Origin of the sequence: Pseudomonas sp. MH9.2, from assembly GCF_034353875.1 — a bacterium.
In the GTDB taxonomy this organism is placed as follows: Bacteria; Pseudomonadota; Gammaproteobacteria; order Pseudomonadales; family Pseudomonadaceae; genus Aquipseudomonas.
Genome location: NZ_CP133784.1, coordinates 3,904,248 through 3,922,692 on the forward strand (window position 1 = coordinate 3,904,248; position 18,445 = coordinate 3,922,692).

The window sequence follows — 18,445 nt, forward strand, 5'->3', positions numbered from 1 at the left end:
GACTAAGGCCCCTGTCACTGGTCGCTCGAGTATTTCTCTTGTTCAAGACAAGCCCAAGTAGGCCGACAGTCATGGAGTTACAATGGTAACAAGAGCAGTAGTAATCGTGAAGGCGGACAATTGTATATAGGCAGTTGGAAGGGTATAGCCAAATCTGACCATTTAAATAATGGATTACCTATTTTGAAATAAGCAATATAAGTATGCTCAATATAATGCATAAAAAAATTAACACCGCATCACCTAAAAACCGCCGGGAGTATCCGAGTCGGAGAGGAGATGACAAGTATTCCTTGGTAATACGGGTATGGAGCTGGTGGCAAAATTAAGACGTTCGACTGGACTGAGCGAGCCCTCTGTCCTATGAAACTGATTGCAATAACTACGTCACTGGCAATGCTCCTCTGTCTAACCGTGGGGTATTATAAGTCTGCGGGAATGCATGGTCCGGTGCAATGGCATTTTTTTATTAAAAAGTCGCCAACCTTTAAAGTTGAATTTACTAACCTATTTGCCAAATCTGGAGATTATCCAAGGTTTCAGTACTTGAGTGATTCTGAAAGGCGCCAGATTATTGATTATTGTAAATATCGACTAGGGATTGAAACCAACCTTCAGAGTCAACAGGAGATGTTACGGTGCAGCGCTCGATAGGGTTTTGCGGGATTTTGATTCCGGTAGTGATATTGAATGTTGGTTATTACAACGACGTCGAAGAGCAAGGTTTCGCTTTAATCACTTTTTTTGGAAAAAAATCACTCACGCTCCAAATGAAATTCGTTAACCCGTACGCAAGTGGGGGCATAACGCGTTGGGTGGCAAGCAACAAAAACTTATTGATTATTATAAGGAACCGCATCGGATCGCGAACAATAGCTTGTCGAGCCTTTAGACTACGAAGCGAATGCCCCCGGCTACCCCCCTCAAACCATTTCCACGCAACCTCCCTCCCACACCCAAGGCACCTTGCTGTAAGGTTGTGGTCGAACCATTGAATTTCGTGATTGAAAGGATATAGCCATGCTGGACTGGAAGAACCGCGCGGGCCGCGCACAGGACCGTGTCGATGACTCAGCGGTTGGAACCCGCCCCCGAAGCTATTGGGGTGGTGTTTTTTTTAGCCGTGCTCTAGGTGTTCTGGTCGGCTTGTATTTGCTGGTCACGCTAGTGATTGGCTGGTACTGGAGCCAGGAACCGGCGCTGTTTCCGGTTCAGCAAAACGCGCAGTTGGCCGCTGAGAGCCAGGGCAAGCAGATGGTCATCGGCTACACCACGGTCGAAACGCTCAAGACCGTGGCATCGACGCTGCTCGATAAGCGCGGTGGTTATATTTCCAACGACCGCTTCCCGCCGGGCGTGTGGCTGGACAACATCTCGCATTGGGAATATGGCGTACTGGTGCAGGTGCGTGACCTGAGCCGTGCTTTGCGTAAGGACTTTGCCCGCTCGCAATCGCAATCGGCAGAAGACGCCGACTTGGCCAAAGCTGAGCCGCGTTTCAACTTCGACAATAAAAGCTGGGTCTTGCCGTCGAGTGAGTCCGAGTACCGGGAGGGGATCAATTCGTTGAGCCGCTATCAAGCGCGCTTGTCCGATCCTAGCCAAAAAAGTGCACTATTTTATGCCCGCGCCGATAACTTGAATAACTGGTTGGGTGACGTCGCCACCCGTCTTGGTTCGCTGTCGCAGCGGCTGTCGGCCAGCGTCGGCCGGGTGAAGCTAAACAGCAGCTTGAAAACCGAGTCTGTTCTCCCAGGCCAAGTACCGAAGGTCGATGAAGAGATCGTGGAGACACCGTGGCTGCAGATTGACGACGTGTTCTACGAAGCCCGGGGTCAGGCGTGGGCGTTGTCGCACCTGCTGCGCGCTATCGAAGTAGACTTTGCCGATGTGTTGGCGAAAAAGAACGCCACGGTCAGCGTGCGCCAGATCATTCGTGAGCTGGAAGCTTCGCAGGCACCGGTCTGGAGCCCAATGATTCTCAATGGCAGCGGCTTCGGCGTGCTGGCTAACCACTCGCTGGTCATGGCCAACTACATTTCCCGGGCCAACGCTGCGGTGATCGACTTGCGCCAACTGCTTTCGCAGGGTTGATCGATGCCGTTCTCCTCTCAGGAGGCCGCGCACCGCGCCGCCTCCGACGCCGAACAGATTGCCTGGGTCGATGAGCAGGACAAACAGCTGGGTTCTATTGAGCGGGCTCAGCTACGCGAGCGCGGTCTGATTGGACGTGGCACCTATATATTGCTGTTCAACTCTGCCGGTGACTTGTGCGTGCATCGGCGCACCTTGAGCAAGGCTATTTATCCGGGTTATTGGGACGTGGCCGCTGGTGGCATGGTGCTGGCCGAAGAAACGTACGCCGAATCAGCGGCCCGCGAACTCGAGGAAGAGTTGGGCGTCAGTGGTGTATCGCTGAGCGCGCATGAACATTTCTTCTTCGATCAACCGGGCAATCGCCTGTGGTGCGCGGTGTTCAGCGCTGTCTGGGACGGGCCGCTGACGTTGCAGCCTGAAGAGGTGCTGGAAGCACGCTTCATTCCGGTGGCCGAGGCCTTGAGTGAAACGCTGCACAAGCCTTACTGCCCGGACTCCCTGGCGGCACTGAAGCGTTATTTGGGGCAGACGGAGTCTTAGGCGCAAATGTTCAAGAAATTGGCGCATATTTGCCCTTAGCATCTGCACTTTTTGCCGTTACACTGCGCGACCTTTTCAAGCTGAGCCATTATTGGCCCAGTAGCGCTGCCCCTGCCTGAGTGGGGCTTCGCGGTCGGTTACCCGCTACGCCGGAGCCGGCCCATCTTTGTCCTCAAACAAGAGGATTGCTGGTGGCCAAAAAAGCCGCATCCTTCGCCGCCTTGGGCGGTCTGGTATTTTCCACCGACGCAGGACGGCATTGCCCCGACTGTCGTCAGCCCGTGGATACCTGTGTCTGCAAACAAACCGTTATCCCCGATGGAGATGGCATCGCCCGTGTGCGCCGCGAAAGCAAAGGTCGTGGCGGTAAAACGGTGACCACTGTCACGGGGGTGCCGTTGGCCGAAGACCCGCTCAAAGAGCTGGCGACTGCGCTCAAACGGCGTTGCGGAACTGGCGGTGCGCTCAAGGACGGGGTGATCGAGATTCAGGGCGATCATGTCGAACTGCTGTTGGCGGAGCTGGTGAAACTTGGGTTCAAAGCAAAGAAGTCCGGCGGTTAAGCCTCCACGTCTAAACTCTGTGCCTTGATCCGGGTCTACTTCTCAACGCAGACGGGCGCCTGTCGACACAGTGCCAAATCGTCACTTCCATTCTTTACACTGCGCCAGCCCTGTTGCGGCTGACGCTATTTGACTTCTTTATAGGGGACTTCGATGTCCGTACGACGCACACGCAAAGACGATGGCAGCCAATGGACAGTTGCGGACAGCCGCAGTGTTTATGGGATTCGTCATTGGGGAGCCGGTTATTTTGCAATCAACGACGCCGGCCGCGTTGAAGTTCGCCCCAACGGTCCGAGCAGTGCGCCTATCGATCTGTATGAACAGGTCGACGAGCTGCGCAAAAGTGGTCTCTCCCTGCCGCTGCTGGTGCGCTTCCCCGACATCCTGCAAGACCGCGTTCGTCAGTTGACTGGTGCGTTCGACGCCAACATCGAGCGTCTGGGCTACCAGAGCAAATACACTGCGCTGTACCCGATCAAGGTCAACCAGCAAGAAGCCGTGGTGGAAAGCATCATCGCCACGCAGGACGTCTCCATCGGCCTGGAAGCGGGTTCCAAACCGGAGTTGATGGCCGTGCTGGCCTTGGCGCCCAAAGGCGGGACCATCGTTTGCAACGGCTACAAGGACCGCGAGTTCATCCGTCTGGCATTGATGGGGCAAAAGCTGGGTCACAACGTCTTCATCGTGATCGAAAAAGAATCCGAAGTGGCGCTGGTCATCGACGAGGCTGCCGATCTCAAGGTCGCGCCACAGATTGGCCTGCGTGTGCGCCTGTCTTCGCTGGCATCAAGCAAATGGGCTGATACCGGCGGTGAGAAATCCAAGTTTGGTTTGTCTGCAGCGCAGCTGTTGTCCGTGGTCGAGCGTTTCCGCGCGGCGGGCCTTGATCAGGGCGTGCGCCTGTTGCACTTCCACATGGGGTCGCAGATCGCCAACCTGGCTGACTACCAACACGGGTTCAAAGAGGCGATCCGCTACTACGGCGAACTGCGCAATCTGGGCTTGCCGGTCGACCATATCGACGTGGGCGGTGGCTTGGGCGTGGACTACGACGGTACTCACTCGCGCAATGCCAGCTCGATCAACTACGACATGGACGATTACGCCGGTGTCGTGGTCGGCATGCTCAAGGACTTCTGCGACGAGCAGGAGTTGCCGCATCCGAACATTTTCTCCGAAAGCGGCCGCTCGCTGACGGCGCATCACGCGATGTTGGTGGTGCAGGTGACTGACGTCGAAAGGCACAACGACGAAATCCCGAAGATCGCTGACAAGGAAAGCCTGCCGGAGACCGTGCAATGGCTGGTAGACCTGCTCGGGCCGACCGACATCGAGATGGTCACCGAAACCTACTGGCGTGCCACGCACTACATGAGTGACATTGCCACGCAGTACGCGGATGGCAAGATCACGCTGGCGCAGAAAGCCTTGGCCGAGCAGTGCTACTTCGCGGTCTGCCGCCGTCTGCACAACTCGTTGAAGGCGCGCCAGCGTTCGCACCGTCAGGTGCTGGACGAACTCAATGACAAGCTCGCCGACAAGTACATCTGCAATTTCTCGGTGTTCCAGAGCCTGCCGGACACTTGGGCAATTGGCCAGGTACTGCCGATCTTGCCGCTGCACCGTCTCGACGAAGAGCCGAATCGCCGTGCGGTCCTGCAGGATTTGACCTGCGACTCCGACGGCAAGATCAAGCAGTACGTCGACGAGCAGAGCATCGAGACCAGCTTGCCGGTTCATGCCCTCAATGAAGGCGAAGATTATCTGCTGGGGATTTTCCTGGTGGGCGCCTATCAGGAAATTCTCGGTGACATGCACAACTTGTTCGGTGACACCGACTCGGTAAACATCTATCAGAAACCGGACGGCAGCGTGTACCACGGGGGCATCGAAACTCACGACACCATCGAGGACATGCTCCGCTACGTGCACTTGTCTCCGGACGAGCTGATGACGCATTACCGCGACAAGGTTGCCAGCGCCAAGATCAGTCCGCGCGAACGTACTCAGTACCTGGACGCGCTGCGTCTGGGTCTGACGCGGTCGTCGTACTTGTCTTCCTGATCGGATCGCCGGCGGCTGAGCTGTACACGAACGGGCCCTGAATGTGGCCCGTTCGTTTGTCTGGCTATCTGTCTGCCTTGTCGTTTTTTTTTGTAGGCTCTTTCCTGTTCTGCGTTCCAGCCCTCTACTCGGAAGGTTCTCTCGGCGAGAATCCCCGGTCGTACCCACGTAGAGGAGCCGCCGATGTTGGATCCAGTCACCGAGCCTTTTTTTCGCCTGGATATCCCGAACCTGTCCCACAGGCTCAACGTGCTGTCGTTTACCGGCACGGAAGCGATCAACCAGCCTTTTGCGTTTGAGCTGGAAGTGGTCAGTGAGTCCTCTGATCTGAACCTGCAAAGCCTGATGTACCGGTCGGCATGGTTGAGCTTTGTGGACACTAAAACCGGGATCAACGGGCAGATCCATGGCGCCGACCAAAGCCGTCGAGGGCCGCATCTCGGCCACTATCGTTTAAGCCTTGGTCCTCGGCTCGCGTGCCTTGCCGGGCGTTCTAACCAGCGGATCTTTCAAGGCCTGTCGGCCCCGCAAATCATTGCCAGGGTGCTCAAGGAGCATGGCATTCGCGCCGATGCGCACCGCTTTGAACTCAGCGGCACCTACCGTGAACGCATGTATTGCGCGCAGCACCATGAGTCGGATTTGCAATTCGTTCAGCGCCTGTGTGAGGAAGAGGGCATTCATTACCATTTTCAGCATTCAAGGCGCTGCCATATGTTGGTGTTCGGGGATAGCCAGGGTGGCTTTCGACGTGCGCCGACCTGTCCTTTCCAGACGGAATCGGCGCAAATAAAGCCCCGCAAGGTCGCTGCCGCACAGCATGCTGTTACTCGCTTTTCCGTCAGCACCGCTGACGGTGGGCAGGACAGTCGCCGCGCTCTGGAGCAGGCCGAGGGCGAAAGTACGGCGCCTTATCTGGGGGCCGGACTGCTATTGCCGTTGAGTGAGCATCCGCAAAAAGAGTGGAATCATCTCTGGCTCCTGACCGAGGTTCAGCACCGGGGTTATCAGCCGCAGGAGCTCGATGAGCTGTTGGCCGCCGTCATCAGCTCCGACTCGCCGTACAGCAATCATTTCCAGGCGACGCCGTGGGAGGTTGGCTTCCGCCCTTCGCCCGTAACGGCTCGGCCGCCCATGCGGGGTGTGCAGCGCGCGCGGGTGGTGGGCCCTGTTTTCGATCAGGTGTACTGCGACTCGATGGGCCGGATCAATGTGCAGTTCGACTGGGGGCTTCAAGGCGAGGGCGCGCAATACGCCAGCTGTTGGGTGCCGGTGTCTTCGGCGCTGGTCGGCGAGGGCGATGATGAGAGTGCCCAGCCGAGGGTCGGCATGGAGGTGATGGTGAGTTTTATCCACGGCGACCCCGATCAGCCAGAGGTAACCGCGTACTTGCAACGTCAGGGGGCGGAGGGCTTTGACCGCGCAGACAGTGCCCATCCCGAGTCTGTTTCTGACCTTGCCGGGTCAGACGCGAGTGAGGTACCGCGTCAGGACGAGCAGGTTCTGCGGATGCGCCTCGATCCGCGAACGTTTGTCAGCGAAGGGCAAAAAATCGAATTGTCTGGCGGGATCACGCTGACGTTCGAAAAAGACAGCGAACTGTTGTTTAGCGTTGGCAGTAGCTCGGTCCTCCTTAGGCATGACGGTTTGAAACTGAGCAGTGCGCAGATCATGTTTAACGCGGACCCTGCGCCGCAGTCTGCAGCGGACAAGCTCCGCGATGAAGCCGAACTGCACGCGCGAGCCAACGAACTGCTGGAGCTGTTGCAGGCCGGTCATCCGTTGGTCCTGCTGTGTCAGTTGCCTTCGGGTGGAAGTTTTGCCCACTGCCAAAGGACGCCTTGCGCCTGTCGGGCGATGACGCGAATCGACGGGGAGGGAGCGCCATGAAAGAGTCCGATTTCAACGGGTTTTACAGGCCTGACAATAAATGGCTATTGCTTGATACGCCGAGCGTGCCCGGCCTGGCCAGTCAGCTTAAAAAGCGCTTCCCTCGCACCCGCTGCTACGAACTGTTTGCGGACACGGAGATGCACCTGATCCGCAAACAGGGCCCGCTGCTGGTGTCCCTGCGCCCCGATGACCCCTTCAACGTTGTCTGCGAGAGTGAGACGGCGGCCTGGCCAGGTCTGACTATTTTTTGCTCGGCGCCCAAGAACGAATTGTTGGCCCATTTGCGGCGCATGCTCACTGTTCGTTTCAGCGATCACTACAAAAGCCTGATCACTTATTACAACGCACAGACCGCCTCCTATTTTTTCGACTCGATGGACGTGCAGGCGTTGAGCCGCTGGTTGGGGCCGATAGACTCGATCAGTTGGGTCGGCGGCACTTGGGCAGACAAAGCCGACGACTATCAGGACCGGCTGTACCTGAACAATCCGAAGCTGGACGTTGTGCCGTTGACGGCCGAACCCCAACTCAGCGTCCAGCAAGAGAAAAAGCTGCAACAGTGCCTGCTGGAACGCCATGCGTATTTCTGGAGCCGTGCGACCGACAACAGCTACCGCAAGACCCTGCGCCATCTTCAGGAAGGCCTGCGCCTTGGCTTCAATGATCCACAGATTCTTGATGAATGGCTCGGGTTGAGGGCCAGGTTTCCGACGGCCTCGTTGCCCTCGAACCTGGCAGACATGGGGCAGCAGGTGCGTTTCGACAACGTGCGTAATTATTGGGAGGGCGGACGATCGTAGTTTTACGCGCGCGGTCAGCTCAATGAGTAGGGGTCAATGTCCAGCGTTGGCAAACCAGCCATTGCTGCGGTTCAGGCGCCAGGCAAGTATGCCCAGCGTCGCGCCGCGCAGCAGCATGAACACCATGAACGTCAGCCACAGCCCATGATTGCCCAGGCCTTGGGCGAACCAGGCCAGCGGCGCCACGAGCACCACGCTGAGGACCATGGCATTGCGCATCTCCCGCGCACGGGTCGCGCCGATGAACAGGCCATCGAGCAGATAGCTCCAGACCGCAACCAGCGGCAGCGCAGCCAGATAAGGCAAGTAGATAAAAGCGGTCTCACGCACGGCCGGGATATCGGTTTGCATCTGGATAAACAGATGCCCTGCGAACATGAACACTACCGCGAACGCGACACTGGCTAGCAGGGACCAACCGGCAGCAATCGTCAGCGAACGGCGCAACGCGGCTCGGTCATGGGCGCCAATGGCGTGACCGCACAGGGCCTCCACGGCGTGGGCCAGTCCGTCCAGTGCATGAGCGGTGAGCAGCAGGCCGTTAAGCAGTAGCGCGTTGGCGGCCACCGTGGCGTCTCCCAATCGCGCACCTTGTACCGTGATCAGAAAAAAGACCGATTGCAGCGCCAGACTGCGAATGAAGATGTCACGGTTGACCGCCAACAGTGGCCGCCAGCTCTGCCACAAGGCGAGTGCCGCCCACGCGACCTTGCCGGGGTAGGCACGTAATGCTTGTTGGGTCAGCGCCAGGCCGAGAAGGGCGCCGGTCCATTCAGCCAGCACCGAGGCCCGCGCTGAACCGACCACGCCCCACTCCAGGCCAATCACAAACCACAGATTGAGGGCGATGTTCACCAGGTTGGTGGTCAATAGAATTGCCAGCGGGGCACGGGCGTTCTGGGTGCCGAGAAACCAGCCGACCAGCGCGTAACTGGCCAGTGCAGCAGGCAGGCCAAACAGGCGGGTGTGGAAAAAATCCAGGGTCAGTTGCTTGAGATCGGCCGAGGGCTGCATCAGGCCCAGTGCCAGTTGGCTGAACGGTAAGGCGAAGAGGCCGAGCACCAGCGCCAGCAGTACGGCCAGCAGCAACCCTTGCAACAGGATTTTCCGCAGCGCTGCTCCATCGCTGCGCCCGGCAGCCTGCGCGGCAAACCCCGTGGTGCCCATGCGTAGAAAACCCATGGCCCAGGCGAGGAAGGTGTACAGGCTGGCCCCCACTGCGACTGCGCCCAGTTGATGGGCATGCGGCAGATGGCCGATCACCGCACTGTCGACCAATGCCACCAATGGCACGGAAATATTGGACAGAATCATCGGTCCTGCCAGCGCCCAGACCCGGCGATGGGTAGGGCGGTCGCGCCAATCGTTCAGCAGTGTCGACATGAAAGCTCCCTGGAAGGTGCGCAGTGTAGCAATCCCCATGAGAACAAAGTCTCAATCCGGCGGTCTATCTGCCCACTGCGCTGCCCGTTAGGTCGCGGTTGCTCTATAGTTCACCCTCTCTCTACCGCTGCCGATGAGTGACCCATGCTTGACAAAGGATTGTTTCTGGCCTGTGTGCTGACGCTGCTAAGCGCCTGCGATTCGTCCACTTCACACAAGGCTGCGCCGGCCTCCGCACCCAATCCGGCCGCAGCGGTCGTTGAGTCGAGCAAGCCCAAACCGGCACTGGATCTTTCTGCCCTGAGCCAACGCTATGCGGGCCGTGAGCTGACAGTGGTCGATGTCTCGGAAATCCAGGTCGAGGGTGCCAGCACCCTGTCCGTGAGCTTTTCCGTACCGCTGGACCCGGAGCAGAAATTCGCTGAAAAGCTGCACCTGGTGGACACCAAAACCGGCAAGGTCGACGGCGCTTGGGAACTCTCCGACAATTTGATGGAGCTGCGTCTGCGCCATCTTGAGCCTCAGCGCAAATTGGTCCTGACCCTGGATGCCGGTCTGCTCGGGGTGAACAAGGCCAAGCTGGCAGCGGAATACATCAGTCGTCTGGAAACCAGTGATCTGCAAGCCACCGTCGGTTTCGCCAGCCGTGGCAGTCTGTTGCCGACCCGGTTGGCCGAAGGTCTGCCGGTGATCGCGTTGAACGTCGCCAAGGTCGATGTTGAATTCTTCCGCATCAAGCCCGAATCCCTGCCTGCGTTTCTCAGCCAATGGGGCCGTAGCAGCACCTTGCAGGGTTATGAATCCAAAGACCTGTTACCCATGGCCGATCTGGTCTATGGCGGCCGCTTCGACCTGAACCCGGCGCGCAATACACGGGAAACCCTGTTGCTGCCGATTGCCGGCCTCAAGCCGTTGCAACAGCCTGGCGTCTATCTGGCGGTCATGCGTGCTTCGGGCACTTACAACTATTCCCAGCCGGCGACCTTGTTCACCCTGAGCGACATTGGTCTGTCGGTGCACCGTTATCAGAATCGACTGGACGTGTTCACCCAAGCGCTGGAGGGTGGCAAGGCCCTGAGCGGTATCGAGCTTGAACTGTATGACGCCGATGGTCGCGTGGTCGGCCAGGGCAAGACCGATAACGCCGGACACGCCCAATTGCCATTGCCAGCCAAGGCCGAAGTGCTGCTGGCGCATCAAGGTGAACAGACCAGCCTGCTGCGCCTGAACAGCGCGGCGCTGGACCTGGCCGAATTCGATATCACGGGACCTAAAGCCCACCCTCTGCAATTCTTCGTCTTCGGCCCGCGCGATCTGTATCGCCCCGGCGAAACCGTGTTGCTCAACGGCCTGCTGCGTGACAGTGACGGCAAGGACGTGAAGCCGCAACCGATTAGCGTCGAAGTGCGTCGACCGGATGAACAGGTCAGCCGCAAGTTCGTCTGGGAAGCTGATGCGACATCGCTCTATCAATATCAGTTGCAACTCGCGGGTGAAGCGCCGACCGGGCGCTGGCAACTGGTCTTCGACCTCGGCGACGGCAAACCGCAGGTGTATGAATTCCAGGTAGAGGATTTCCTGCCAGAGCGTCTGGCGCTGGAAATCAAGGGCAGCGACACGGCGCTCAACCCGGCCGACAACGCTGATTTCAACATCAATGGCCGCTACCTGTACGGCGCCCCAGCATCGGGTAATCGCCTGACGGGCCAGCTGTATGTCCGACCGTTGCGTGATGCAGTAAAAGCCTTGCCCGGTTACCAGTTTGGCTCGATCACCGAAGAGGAGCTGAGCCAGGACCTCGATCTGGAAGAAAGCACCCTCGACGCCAATGGCGAGCTGAGCCTTGAGGTGGAGAGCAAATGGGCGCAGGCCAAATCGCCTCTGCAACTGATACTGCAAGCCAGCCTGCAAGAGTCTGGCGGACGCCCGATTACCCGGCGTTTGGTGCAACCGGTATGGCCAGCGGATCGGCTGCCGGGGCTGCGCGCCTTGTTCGACGGTGATCAGACCGATGGCAACGGTCCGGCAGAATTCGAGTTGTTGGTGGCTGACAGCGAAGGCCACAAACTGGCAGCCGATAACCTCAAGGTGCGGCTGGTGCGTGAGCGCCGCGACTACTACTGGAACTACTCGGAGAGCGATGGCTGGAGCTCTCGTTACAACGAGAAGTTCCTGAACCTTGACGAAGAAACCCTGAGCATCAAACAAGGCGACACTGCCAAAATCAGCTTCCCGGTGGAGTGGGGCCCATACCGCGTCGAGGTCGAAGACCCGGCAACCGGGATGATCAGCAGCCTGCGCTTCTGGGCCGGCTACCGCTGGCAGGACAATGCCGAAGGCGGCGCGGTGCGTCCGGATCAGGTCAAATTGGCGCTGGACAAACCGGCTTACGCCGATGGCGATACGGTCAACGTCACCGTCACACCTCCGGCGGCAGGCAAGGGTTACTTGTTGGTCGAGTCCAGCGACGGGCCGTTGTGGTGGCAGGAAATCGACGTGCCGGCTGAAGGCAAGCGCTTCGATATTGCGCTGGATAAACAATGGACGCGGCATGATCTGTACATCAGCGCGCTGGTGATTCGACCGGGCGAACGCAAAGCCAATATCACACCGAAACGTGCGGTGGGCGTGCTTCATCTGCCGCTGGATCGCTCACAACGCAAGCTGGCGCTGACGGTTTCGACACCCGAGAAAATGCGCCCCAAACAACCGTTGACCGTCAAGCTGCAAGCAAAAAACGCTGACGGCAGCGTGCCCAAAGAGGTGCATGTGCTGGTGTCGGCCGTGGACGTGGGCATCCTTAATATCACCGAATACCCGACGCCAGACCCGTTCGCCAAGCTGTTCGGGCGCAAGGCGTATGGTGCTGATCAACTGGACATCTATGGGCAACTGATCGAAGCCGGGCGGGGCCGTTTGGCGAGTCTGGCGTTCGGTGGCGATGCAGCGTTGGCCAAGGGCGGTAAGCGTCCGGAAACCAGCGTGACCATCGTGGCGCTGCAAAGCGCGCCGGTGACCCTGAATGCGCAGGGCGAAGGCGAAATCAGTGTCGATATACCCGACTTCAACGGTGAACTACGGGTCATGGCGCAGGCCTGGACGGGCGAGCGTTACGGCATGGCTGAAGCTAAAACCGTGGTCGCCGCACCGCTGATTGCCGAACTTTCAGCCCCACGGTTTCTTGCGGGAGGCGATCAGACTCAACTGGCACTGGACCTGTCTAACCTGTCCGGCAAAGCACAAAGACTTACTGTCCAGCTCAGTGCTGAAGGGCAACTGAGCGTGATCAACGCCAGCGCCGGTCAGAGCGTTGAATTGGCTCAAGGCCAACGCATCACGCTACAGATTCCGGTACGCGCCGAAGGTGGTTTTGGCCAAGGGAAAATCAAGGTGGTCGTGCAAGGGCTGGACTTGCCGGGGGAAAACCTGCCGGCGTTTAGTCGAGAGTGGACCTTGGGTATACGCCCGGCCTATCCGGCGCTGCTCAAACACTACCGTGCGGTGCTCAAGGATCAAGCCTGGAGCCTGCCCGAGGGTGCGCTTGAAGCCTTTGAACCGGCGGGTCGCGAAGCATTGCTATCGGTGTCGAGTCGTCCGCCGTTGAACCTTGGCGAGCAGATTCGCGCACTGAAAGCCTACCCTTATGGTTGTCTGGAGCAGACCGCCAGCGGCCTGTACCCGTCACTGTATGCGGATGCCGCGAGCCTCAAACGCTTGGGGCTCGAAGGCGAGCCGGATGCTGATCGCAAGCGCAAGATCGAGCTGGGGATCGAGCGGCTGCTGGGCATGCAACGCTACAACGGCAGCTTCGGTTTGTGGGGCGCCGATGGCGAAGAGGAATACTGGCTGACCGCGTATGTCACCGATTTCCTCCTGCGGGCCCGCGAACAAGGATTTGCCGTACCACCTGAGGCCTTGAAAAAGGCCAATGAACGGCTGTTGCGTTACCTGCAAGAACGCAACCTGGTCGACGTCAACTACAGCGAAAATGCCGAACACACCCGCTTTGCCGTGCAGGCCTATGCAGGCTTGGTGCTGGCGCGCAGCCAACAGGCGCCGTTGGGCGCGTTGCGCAGCCTGTTCGACAGGCGCACCGATGCGCGCTCTGGTTTGCCGCTGGTGCAGCTGTCGATAGCGCTGGAAAAAATGGGTGATAAACCGCGTGCCGAACAGGCGCTGATCGGCGGTCTTGCGGCCACCCGCAAACCCAATGACTGGCTCGCCGACTATGGCAGTCCGCTACGCGATCAGGCGCTGATTTTTGCGCTGCTCGAAGAGAACAACCTGGCGGCAGACAAACGCGAAGAGCGGCTGTTTGAGCTCTCGGATCAACTGGCGGCCACGCAATGGTTGTCGACTCAGGAACGCAACTCGCTGTTCCTCGCCGGGCGTGGTGTGCTCGGCAAGCCGGAAGCCAACTGGGCCGCGCAACTGAGCAGCGGCAATCAAACGCGTGAACTGAGCAACCATCAGCCGGGCCTCAAGCTTGAAGGCGCAACCCTGGCGTCGCCGTTGTCGTTGCAAAACACAGGCAGCACGACCCTGTATCAACAGCTGACTATTTCCGGCTATCCACAGCAGCCGCCGTTACCGGGGGGTGAAAACCTGAGTATTCGCCGCGAGTACTTGGGTATGAAGGGGCAGGCGCTGAACCTTGATGCGCTGAAAAGCGGTGAGCTGGTGCTGGTCCATATCGAGGTCAAGGCCAGGCAGCGGGTGCCTGATGCACTGGTGGTGGATTTGCTGCCGGCCGGTCTGGAGTTGGAGAACCAGAACCTGGCGCAAAGCGCGGCCAGCCTGGCAGACGCCAGCAGTGAGGTCAAAGAGTGGCGCGAGTCGATGCAGAACGCCGGGCTCAAGCATCAGGAGTTCCGCGATGACCGTTATGTGGCTGCGCTGAATCTGGATGCCTTCAACACCACGCACCTGCTGTACCTGGCGCGAGCGGTGACCCCGGGCACCTACCGTGTGCCGCCGCCGCAGGTTGAATCCATGTACCGGCCTAACTGGCACGCCTTGGGTGACGCGCCGGCGCAGATGGTGGTGAAGGGGAAATGAGCCTGTAACCGTCGATCCGGCAGGGCAGGGTTTGCTAGTGAATTATCCAGCTCAACAACCACAGGCCCAGAATCAGATAAATGATGCCGAACACGATCGAGGCGCGCATGAAGGCGCGGATGGCGGAGTACAACAGCATCAGGCCGATGATCAGCGCCAGGATGCTGATCAGCGACGTGTCCATGCCCAGCGTTCGGGACAGGCCTTCGACAAAATTGCCACCGGCATGAGCCAGCAGATTGAATAGCCCATCCAATCCGTTCACGATAAATCGAATCACGGCGCCCAGCGCCTGGCCGAGCCATTCGAAAAAGCTTTCTACCTGCATGTCTGATTCCTGATGAGGCTAATAAAAGAACACCTGTGTTCGCTTGGGCTATCGGTCGGCTCTGCGAGTTCCCGAGATAATAGAGGCTCTTGCGCTTGAACCCCCGAAAACTTGCGCGCTGGACGATGGGCAGCCTGTTGCTGCTGATCGCCTTGCTGTGGCTGGCCGACCATCTCTGGCCGTTGCCGCTGCCCAAGGATGATCTGGCGCGTGTGGTCCTGGCCGAGGACGGTACGCCGCTGTGGCGGTTTGCCGATGCCAATGGCGTGTGGCGCTACCCGGTGACGACTGATCAGGTGTCGCCGTATTACCTCGATGCCTTACTGACGTATGAGGACCGCTGGTTCTATCAACATCCGGGGGTGAACCCGCTGGCGTTGCTCCGGGCGACCTGGCAGAACCTCAGCGGCGCACGAGTGGTGTCGGGCGGCAGCACGCTGTCGATGCAAGTGGCGCGTCTGCTCGATCCGCATTCGCGAACCCTGCCCGGCAAGTTGCGCCAGTTGTGGCGCACGGCACAGCTGGAATGGCATTTGTCCAAGGATCAGATTCTCGGCTTGTACCTTAACCGGGCGCCTTTCGGTGGGACGTTGCAGGGCGTGGCGGCCGCCAGCTGGGCATACTTGGGCAAGTCACCCTTGCAGTTGACCCGCGCCGATGCGGCGTTGCTTGCGGTCTTGCCTCAGGCGCCGAGTCGTTTGCGCCCTGACCGCCACCCCAGGCGAGCGCAGGCGGCGCGTGACAAAGTGCTCAGGCGGCTGGCCGAGTTTCAGGTCTGGCCACAATCAGCGGTCGATGAGGCACTGGAAGAACCGCTGCTCCTGGCGCCGCGTCAGGAACCGAGCCTTGCGCCGTTGCTCGCCCGGCGCTTGAACCGCGCCGACAGCCCGCCGCTGATTCGCACCACTATCGACGCTACCTTGCAGCGTCGCCTCGAAGACTTGCTGCTGGGTTGGCGTGCGCGCTTACCGGAGCACACGTCGGCGGCGATTCTGGTGGTCGAGGAAGAGACCATGGCGGTGCGCGCTTACCTCGGTTCGGTTGACATCAATGATGCCCGGCGCTTCGGCCACGTCGACATGATCAGCGCGCTGCGCTCCCCGGGCTCGACCCTCAAGCCCTTTCTGTATGGCATGACACTGGACGCCGGGCTGATTCATTCCGAATCATTGCTGCAAGATGTGCCGCGCCGTTATGGCGATTATCGTCCGGGCAATTTTTCCTCGGGTTTCAGTGGCGCGGTTTCAGCCAGCAGCGCGTTGGCGATGTCGCTGAACCTGCCAGCGGTGCAATTGCTCGAAGCGTACGGCCCGAAACGCTTTGCCGCCGAGTTGCGCAACGGCGGTGTGCCGCTGACCCTGCCGCCGTTGGCCGAGCCGAATCTGGCCTTGATTCTGGGGGGCGCGGGCAGTCGTCTGGAAGACCTGGTCAGTGGTTACAGCGCCTTTGCTCGCGGCGGGAAAAGCGCCAACCTGCGCCTGCAACCGCCAGATACATTGCGCGAACGAAGGATGCTGTCGCCCGGTTCAGCGTGGATCGTGCGGCGTATTCTCAGCGGTCAGGCTCGGCCGGACATCGATCCCCACGCCGACTTGGTCCAGCGCCCGGTACTGGCCTGGAAGACCGGCACCAGTTATGGCTTTCGCGATGCGTGGGCAATTGGAGTGGGGCCCCGATTCCTGATCGGCATCTGGATCGGTCGCCCGGACGGCACGCCGGTACCGGGGCAATTCGGCCTGGCGTCGGCGGCACCGTTGATGCTCCAGGTGCATGACATGCTGATCAACCGCGACAGTCAACGCGGCATTACCGCCCCCGTGCAACCGGTGCCGATGAACGTGGGTGTCGCGGCGATCTGCTGGCCATTGGGCCAGCCCATGAGTAAAAGCGATCCGAACTGCCGACGTCAGCGTTTCGCCTGGACGCTGGACAACACCACGCCGCCGACTTTGCAGGCCGCCGATCAACCGCTCGGCCTGGGGTTGTTGGAGAAAGTATGGGTCAATGGCAAAGGCCTGCGGGTCGCCGCCAATTGCCCCGACGCACAGCCTCGGGACATAGCATTGTGGCCTGCGCCGCTGGAACCGTGGCTGCCGCGCCTGGAGCGCCGTGACGCCCGGATGCCGCCGAGCGATCCCGAGTGCCCACCCCAAGCCTCAAGCCTGGCTGCACCGTTGTCGGTGGTCGGTGTGCGAGAGGGGGATCAGTTGCGCCTGCCGACGGGCAGTAAAAACTCGCTGCGTCTCACCCTGTCGGCGTTGGGTGGCAGTGGTCGGCGCTGGTGGTTTATTGATGGTGTGCCCATGGCCGACACGGCTGACCAAGGCAGCTTCAACCCGACCCTGAGCCGGTTGGGACGCTATCAACTCAGCGTCCTCGATGAAGGCGGGCACACGGCACGGGTTGAATTCAGTGTCGTGGATTGAGTCGATCCCCTGTCCTTGATCCGCATCGTCGTGGCGACCTCACAGGGTCGATCTGAAGGATCTGCTCAGCGCGGTGGATACTGCGCCAGCACCTTGGCCACGGTCTGCCGGATTGCTGTATCGCGAGCCGCCGGGTTGTTCGTGTCGGTGTCCACGACCTGTTCGGTGCTGCCGCGCCACACCAACTTGCCGTCTTTGCCGTCGAGCAAATCGATTTGCAGGGTGCTGACTTTGTAGTCGACGCTACGGGTTTCGCTCATGCCTCCCCATCCGCCCCAGCCGTTGCCCCATGGACCACCGCCATAGTTGGTGTTGATCATCTGCTGACGATTCTCGACGATCAGGTAGGTTTGCACCTGGACATCAACTTTGCCCCCCGCCTGCGCCATACGCAGCCCGCGTTGATCGAGTTGCTCAGCCACCGCCTGACGAATGCGTTGTTCGGTCAGGTCGCTTTTTATCCGAGGATCATCGGGGCGGTATTGAACCCCTGGCTCTTTCCAGCCCCAGGTTCGATAGGCGCCAAAGTCCCTTGATGCATCGAAGTCGCGGTTGACCGGGGTTGCACAGGCACCGAGCAGCAACGCGAGAGACAGTACAGCCAGGCGGCGGAACATGATGGTTCTCCGGTAAAGATTATGAGGGAGGGTACGCCTTCAGGGCTTGTTGCACCGCCTGACGCAAGGCCTTGCCACGGGCAGACTGGTCGCCGCCACTGGCCGTTTCGGCGCTCGCACTCCATACAGGCTGACCGCTTTTTCCGTCGAACAGGCTGATGCGCACCACGATCACTTGCTCTTGATACGTACGCACGATTGGGACTGTTGCATACGCGCCATAACCGCCGCCGTGATAGCCGTCGTAATGGCTATAACCCATCCCACCGCCGTAGTAAGGATTGTAGGCGTCTTCACGGTATTGCCGCAGACGTGTTTCCAGGCGCACATCTGCGCTTACGCGCACGTCTGCCGGTTGATTGTTCATCGCCGGGCGTAAGCCGCGCTGATCCAGGCCATTGCCGATAGCTTCAGCCAGCTGCGCCGAATCCGCCCATGCTGAGCCCGTCGGGAGCTTGTCGTTGACCCAGGCCCAATTGCGATAACGCCCATAATCCCGGGGTGCCGCCGGGTAGGCGCTCAGGTCCAGCGTATGGGCCGCTTGCGCCGGTGCCGGCGGTATAGGGTTGGCGCTGGCGACATAGGGATTGCTGCTCTGACAGGCGCTAAGCCCCAGGCAGAGGAGGATTAAAGCGAGGCGGCACTTCATGATGGTCTCCGCAATGAGCCTCTT

Annotated in this window: 12 protein-coding genes; 8 read left to right on the forward strand and 4 right to left on the reverse strand. The window is 59.6% G+C overall.

Annotated elements, in window-relative coordinates; all coding sequences use genetic code 11:
• The first annotated feature begins 1,020 nt into the window (after positions 1–1,020).
• From RHM55_RS18095 to RHM55_RS18120, 6 genes are all read left to right on the forward strand, one after another.
• Positions 1,021–2,094 (forward strand): DUF2333 family protein, encoded by a 1,074-nt coding sequence (locus RHM55_RS18095; protein WP_322177661.1) that lies wholly within the window; start codon positions 1,021–1,023, stop codon positions 2,092–2,094.
• Positions 2,095–2,097: 3 nt separating this feature from the next.
• Positions 2,098–2,637 (forward strand): NUDIX hydrolase, encoded by a 540-nt coding sequence (locus RHM55_RS18100; RefSeq protein WP_322177662.1) that lies wholly within the window; start codon positions 2,098–2,100, stop codon positions 2,635–2,637.
• A 191-nt stretch (positions 2,638–2,828) separates the two neighbouring features.
• Positions 2,829–3,200, forward strand: coding sequence for a translation initiation factor Sui1 (locus tag RHM55_RS18105; protein WP_322177663.1), 372 nt, complete (start codon positions 2,829–2,831; stop codon positions 3,198–3,200).
• Positions 3,201–3,353: 153 nt separating this feature from the next.
• Positions 3,354–5,267, forward strand: a complete 1,914-nt coding sequence (speA, locus tag RHM55_RS18110; RefSeq protein ID WP_322177664.1) for an arginine decarboxylase — start codon at positions 3,354–3,356, stop codon at positions 5,265–5,267.
• Between the two features lie 183 nt (positions 5,268–5,450).
• Positions 5,451–7,157 carry a type VI secretion system tip protein VgrG gene (vgrG, locus tag RHM55_RS18115; RefSeq protein WP_322177665.1) on the forward strand — a complete coding sequence of 569 codons (1,707 nt, stop codon included), beginning with the start codon at positions 5,451–5,453 and terminating at the stop codon, positions 7,155–7,157.
• Positions 7,154–7,960, forward strand: a complete 807-nt coding sequence (locus tag RHM55_RS18120; RefSeq protein ID WP_322177666.1) for a DUF4123 domain-containing protein — start codon at positions 7,154–7,156, stop codon at positions 7,958–7,960. Before vgrG ends, RHM55_RS18120 begins: the two co-directional genes overlap by 4 nt.
• Before the next feature lie 33 nt (positions 7,961–7,993).
• On the opposite strand, the gene RHM55_RS18125 is transcribed toward RHM55_RS18120, so the two are convergent.
• Positions 7,994–9,343: an MATE family efflux transporter gene (locus RHM55_RS18125; RefSeq protein WP_322177667.1), complete on the reverse strand. Its 1,350-nt coding sequence runs from the start codon at positions 9,341–9,343 to the stop codon at positions 7,994–7,996.
• Positions 9,344–9,487: 144 nt separating this feature from the next.
• Between RHM55_RS18125 and RHM55_RS18130 the strand changes: the two genes are divergently transcribed.
• Entirely contained in the window at positions 9,488–14,401 is a 4,914-nt protein-coding gene (locus tag RHM55_RS18130) for an alpha-2-macroglobulin (protein ID WP_322177668.1), read from the forward strand.
• 34 nt (positions 14,402–14,435) lie between these two features.
• Here the strand turns inward: RHM55_RS18130 and RHM55_RS18135 are convergent, their stop codons facing one another.
• Positions 14,436–14,729: a hypothetical protein gene (locus RHM55_RS18135; protein WP_322177669.1), complete on the reverse strand. Its 294-nt coding sequence runs from the start codon at positions 14,727–14,729 to the stop codon at positions 14,436–14,438.
• Positions 14,730–14,854: 125 nt separating this feature from the next.
• Here RHM55_RS18135 and pbpC point away from each other — a divergent pair, with 125 nt between their 5' ends.
• A complete protein-coding gene (gene pbpC, locus RHM55_RS18140; protein WP_322183012.1) occupies positions 14,855–17,155 on the forward strand; it encodes a peptidoglycan glycosyltransferase PbpC in 2,301 nt (766 codons plus the stop codon).
• A 65-nt stretch (positions 17,156–17,220) separates the two neighbouring features.
• Here pbpC and RHM55_RS18145 read toward each other — a convergent pair whose 3' ends face one another.
• Both RHM55_RS18145 and RHM55_RS18150 read right to left on the reverse strand, forming a co-directional pair.
• Positions 17,221–17,772: a DUF4136 domain-containing protein gene (locus RHM55_RS18145; RefSeq protein WP_322177670.1), complete on the reverse strand. Its 552-nt coding sequence runs from the start codon at positions 17,770–17,772 to the stop codon at positions 17,221–17,223.
• Positions 17,773–17,791: 19 nt separating this feature from the next.
• Positions 17,792–18,421 carry a DUF4136 domain-containing protein gene (locus RHM55_RS18150; RefSeq protein WP_322177671.1) on the reverse strand — a complete coding sequence of 210 codons (630 nt, stop codon included), beginning with the start codon at positions 18,419–18,421 and terminating at the stop codon, positions 17,792–17,794.
• Between the last annotated feature and the right edge of the window lie 24 nt (positions 18,422–18,445).

Bases quoted from the DNA above. Each gene is read 5' to 3' on its own strand.
- RHM55_RS18095 (WP_322177661.1), top strand. From the start codon at position 1,021: ATGCTGGACTGGAAGAACCGCGCGGGCCGCGCACAGGACCGTGTCGAT.
- RHM55_RS18100 (WP_322177662.1), top strand. From the start codon at position 2,098: ATGCCGTTCTCCTCTCAGGAGGCCGCGCACCGCGCCGCCTCCGACGCC.
- speA (WP_322177664.1), top strand. From the start codon at position 3,354: ATGTCCGTACGACGCACACGCAAAGACGATGGCAGCCAATGGACAGTT.
- vgrG (WP_322177665.1), top strand. From the start codon at position 5,451: ATGTTGGATCCAGTCACCGAGCCTTTTTTTCGCCTGGATATCCCGAAC.
- RHM55_RS18120 (WP_322177666.1), top strand. From the start codon at position 7,154: ATGAAAGAGTCCGATTTCAACGGGTTTTACAGGCCTGACAATAAATGG.
- RHM55_RS18125 (WP_322177667.1), bottom strand. From the start codon at position 9,343: ATGTCGACACTGCTGAACGATTGGCGCGACCGCCCTACCCATCGCCGG.
- RHM55_RS18130 (WP_322177668.1), top strand. From the start codon at position 9,488: ATGCTTGACAAAGGATTGTTTCTGGCCTGTGTGCTGACGCTGCTAAGC.
- RHM55_RS18135 (WP_322177669.1), bottom strand. From the start codon at position 14,729: ATGCAGGTAGAAAGCTTTTTCGAATGGCTCGGCCAGGCGCTGGGCGCC.
- pbpC (WP_322183012.1), top strand. From the start codon at position 14,855: ATGGGCAGCCTGTTGCTGCTGATCGCCTTGCTGTGGCTGGCCGACCAT.
- RHM55_RS18145 (WP_322177670.1), bottom strand. From the start codon at position 17,772: ATGTTCCGCCGCCTGGCTGTACTGTCTCTCGCGTTGCTGCTCGGTGCC.
- RHM55_RS18150 (WP_322177671.1), bottom strand. From the start codon at position 18,421: ATGAAGTGCCGCCTCGCTTTAATCCTCCTCTGCCTGGGGCTTAGCGCC.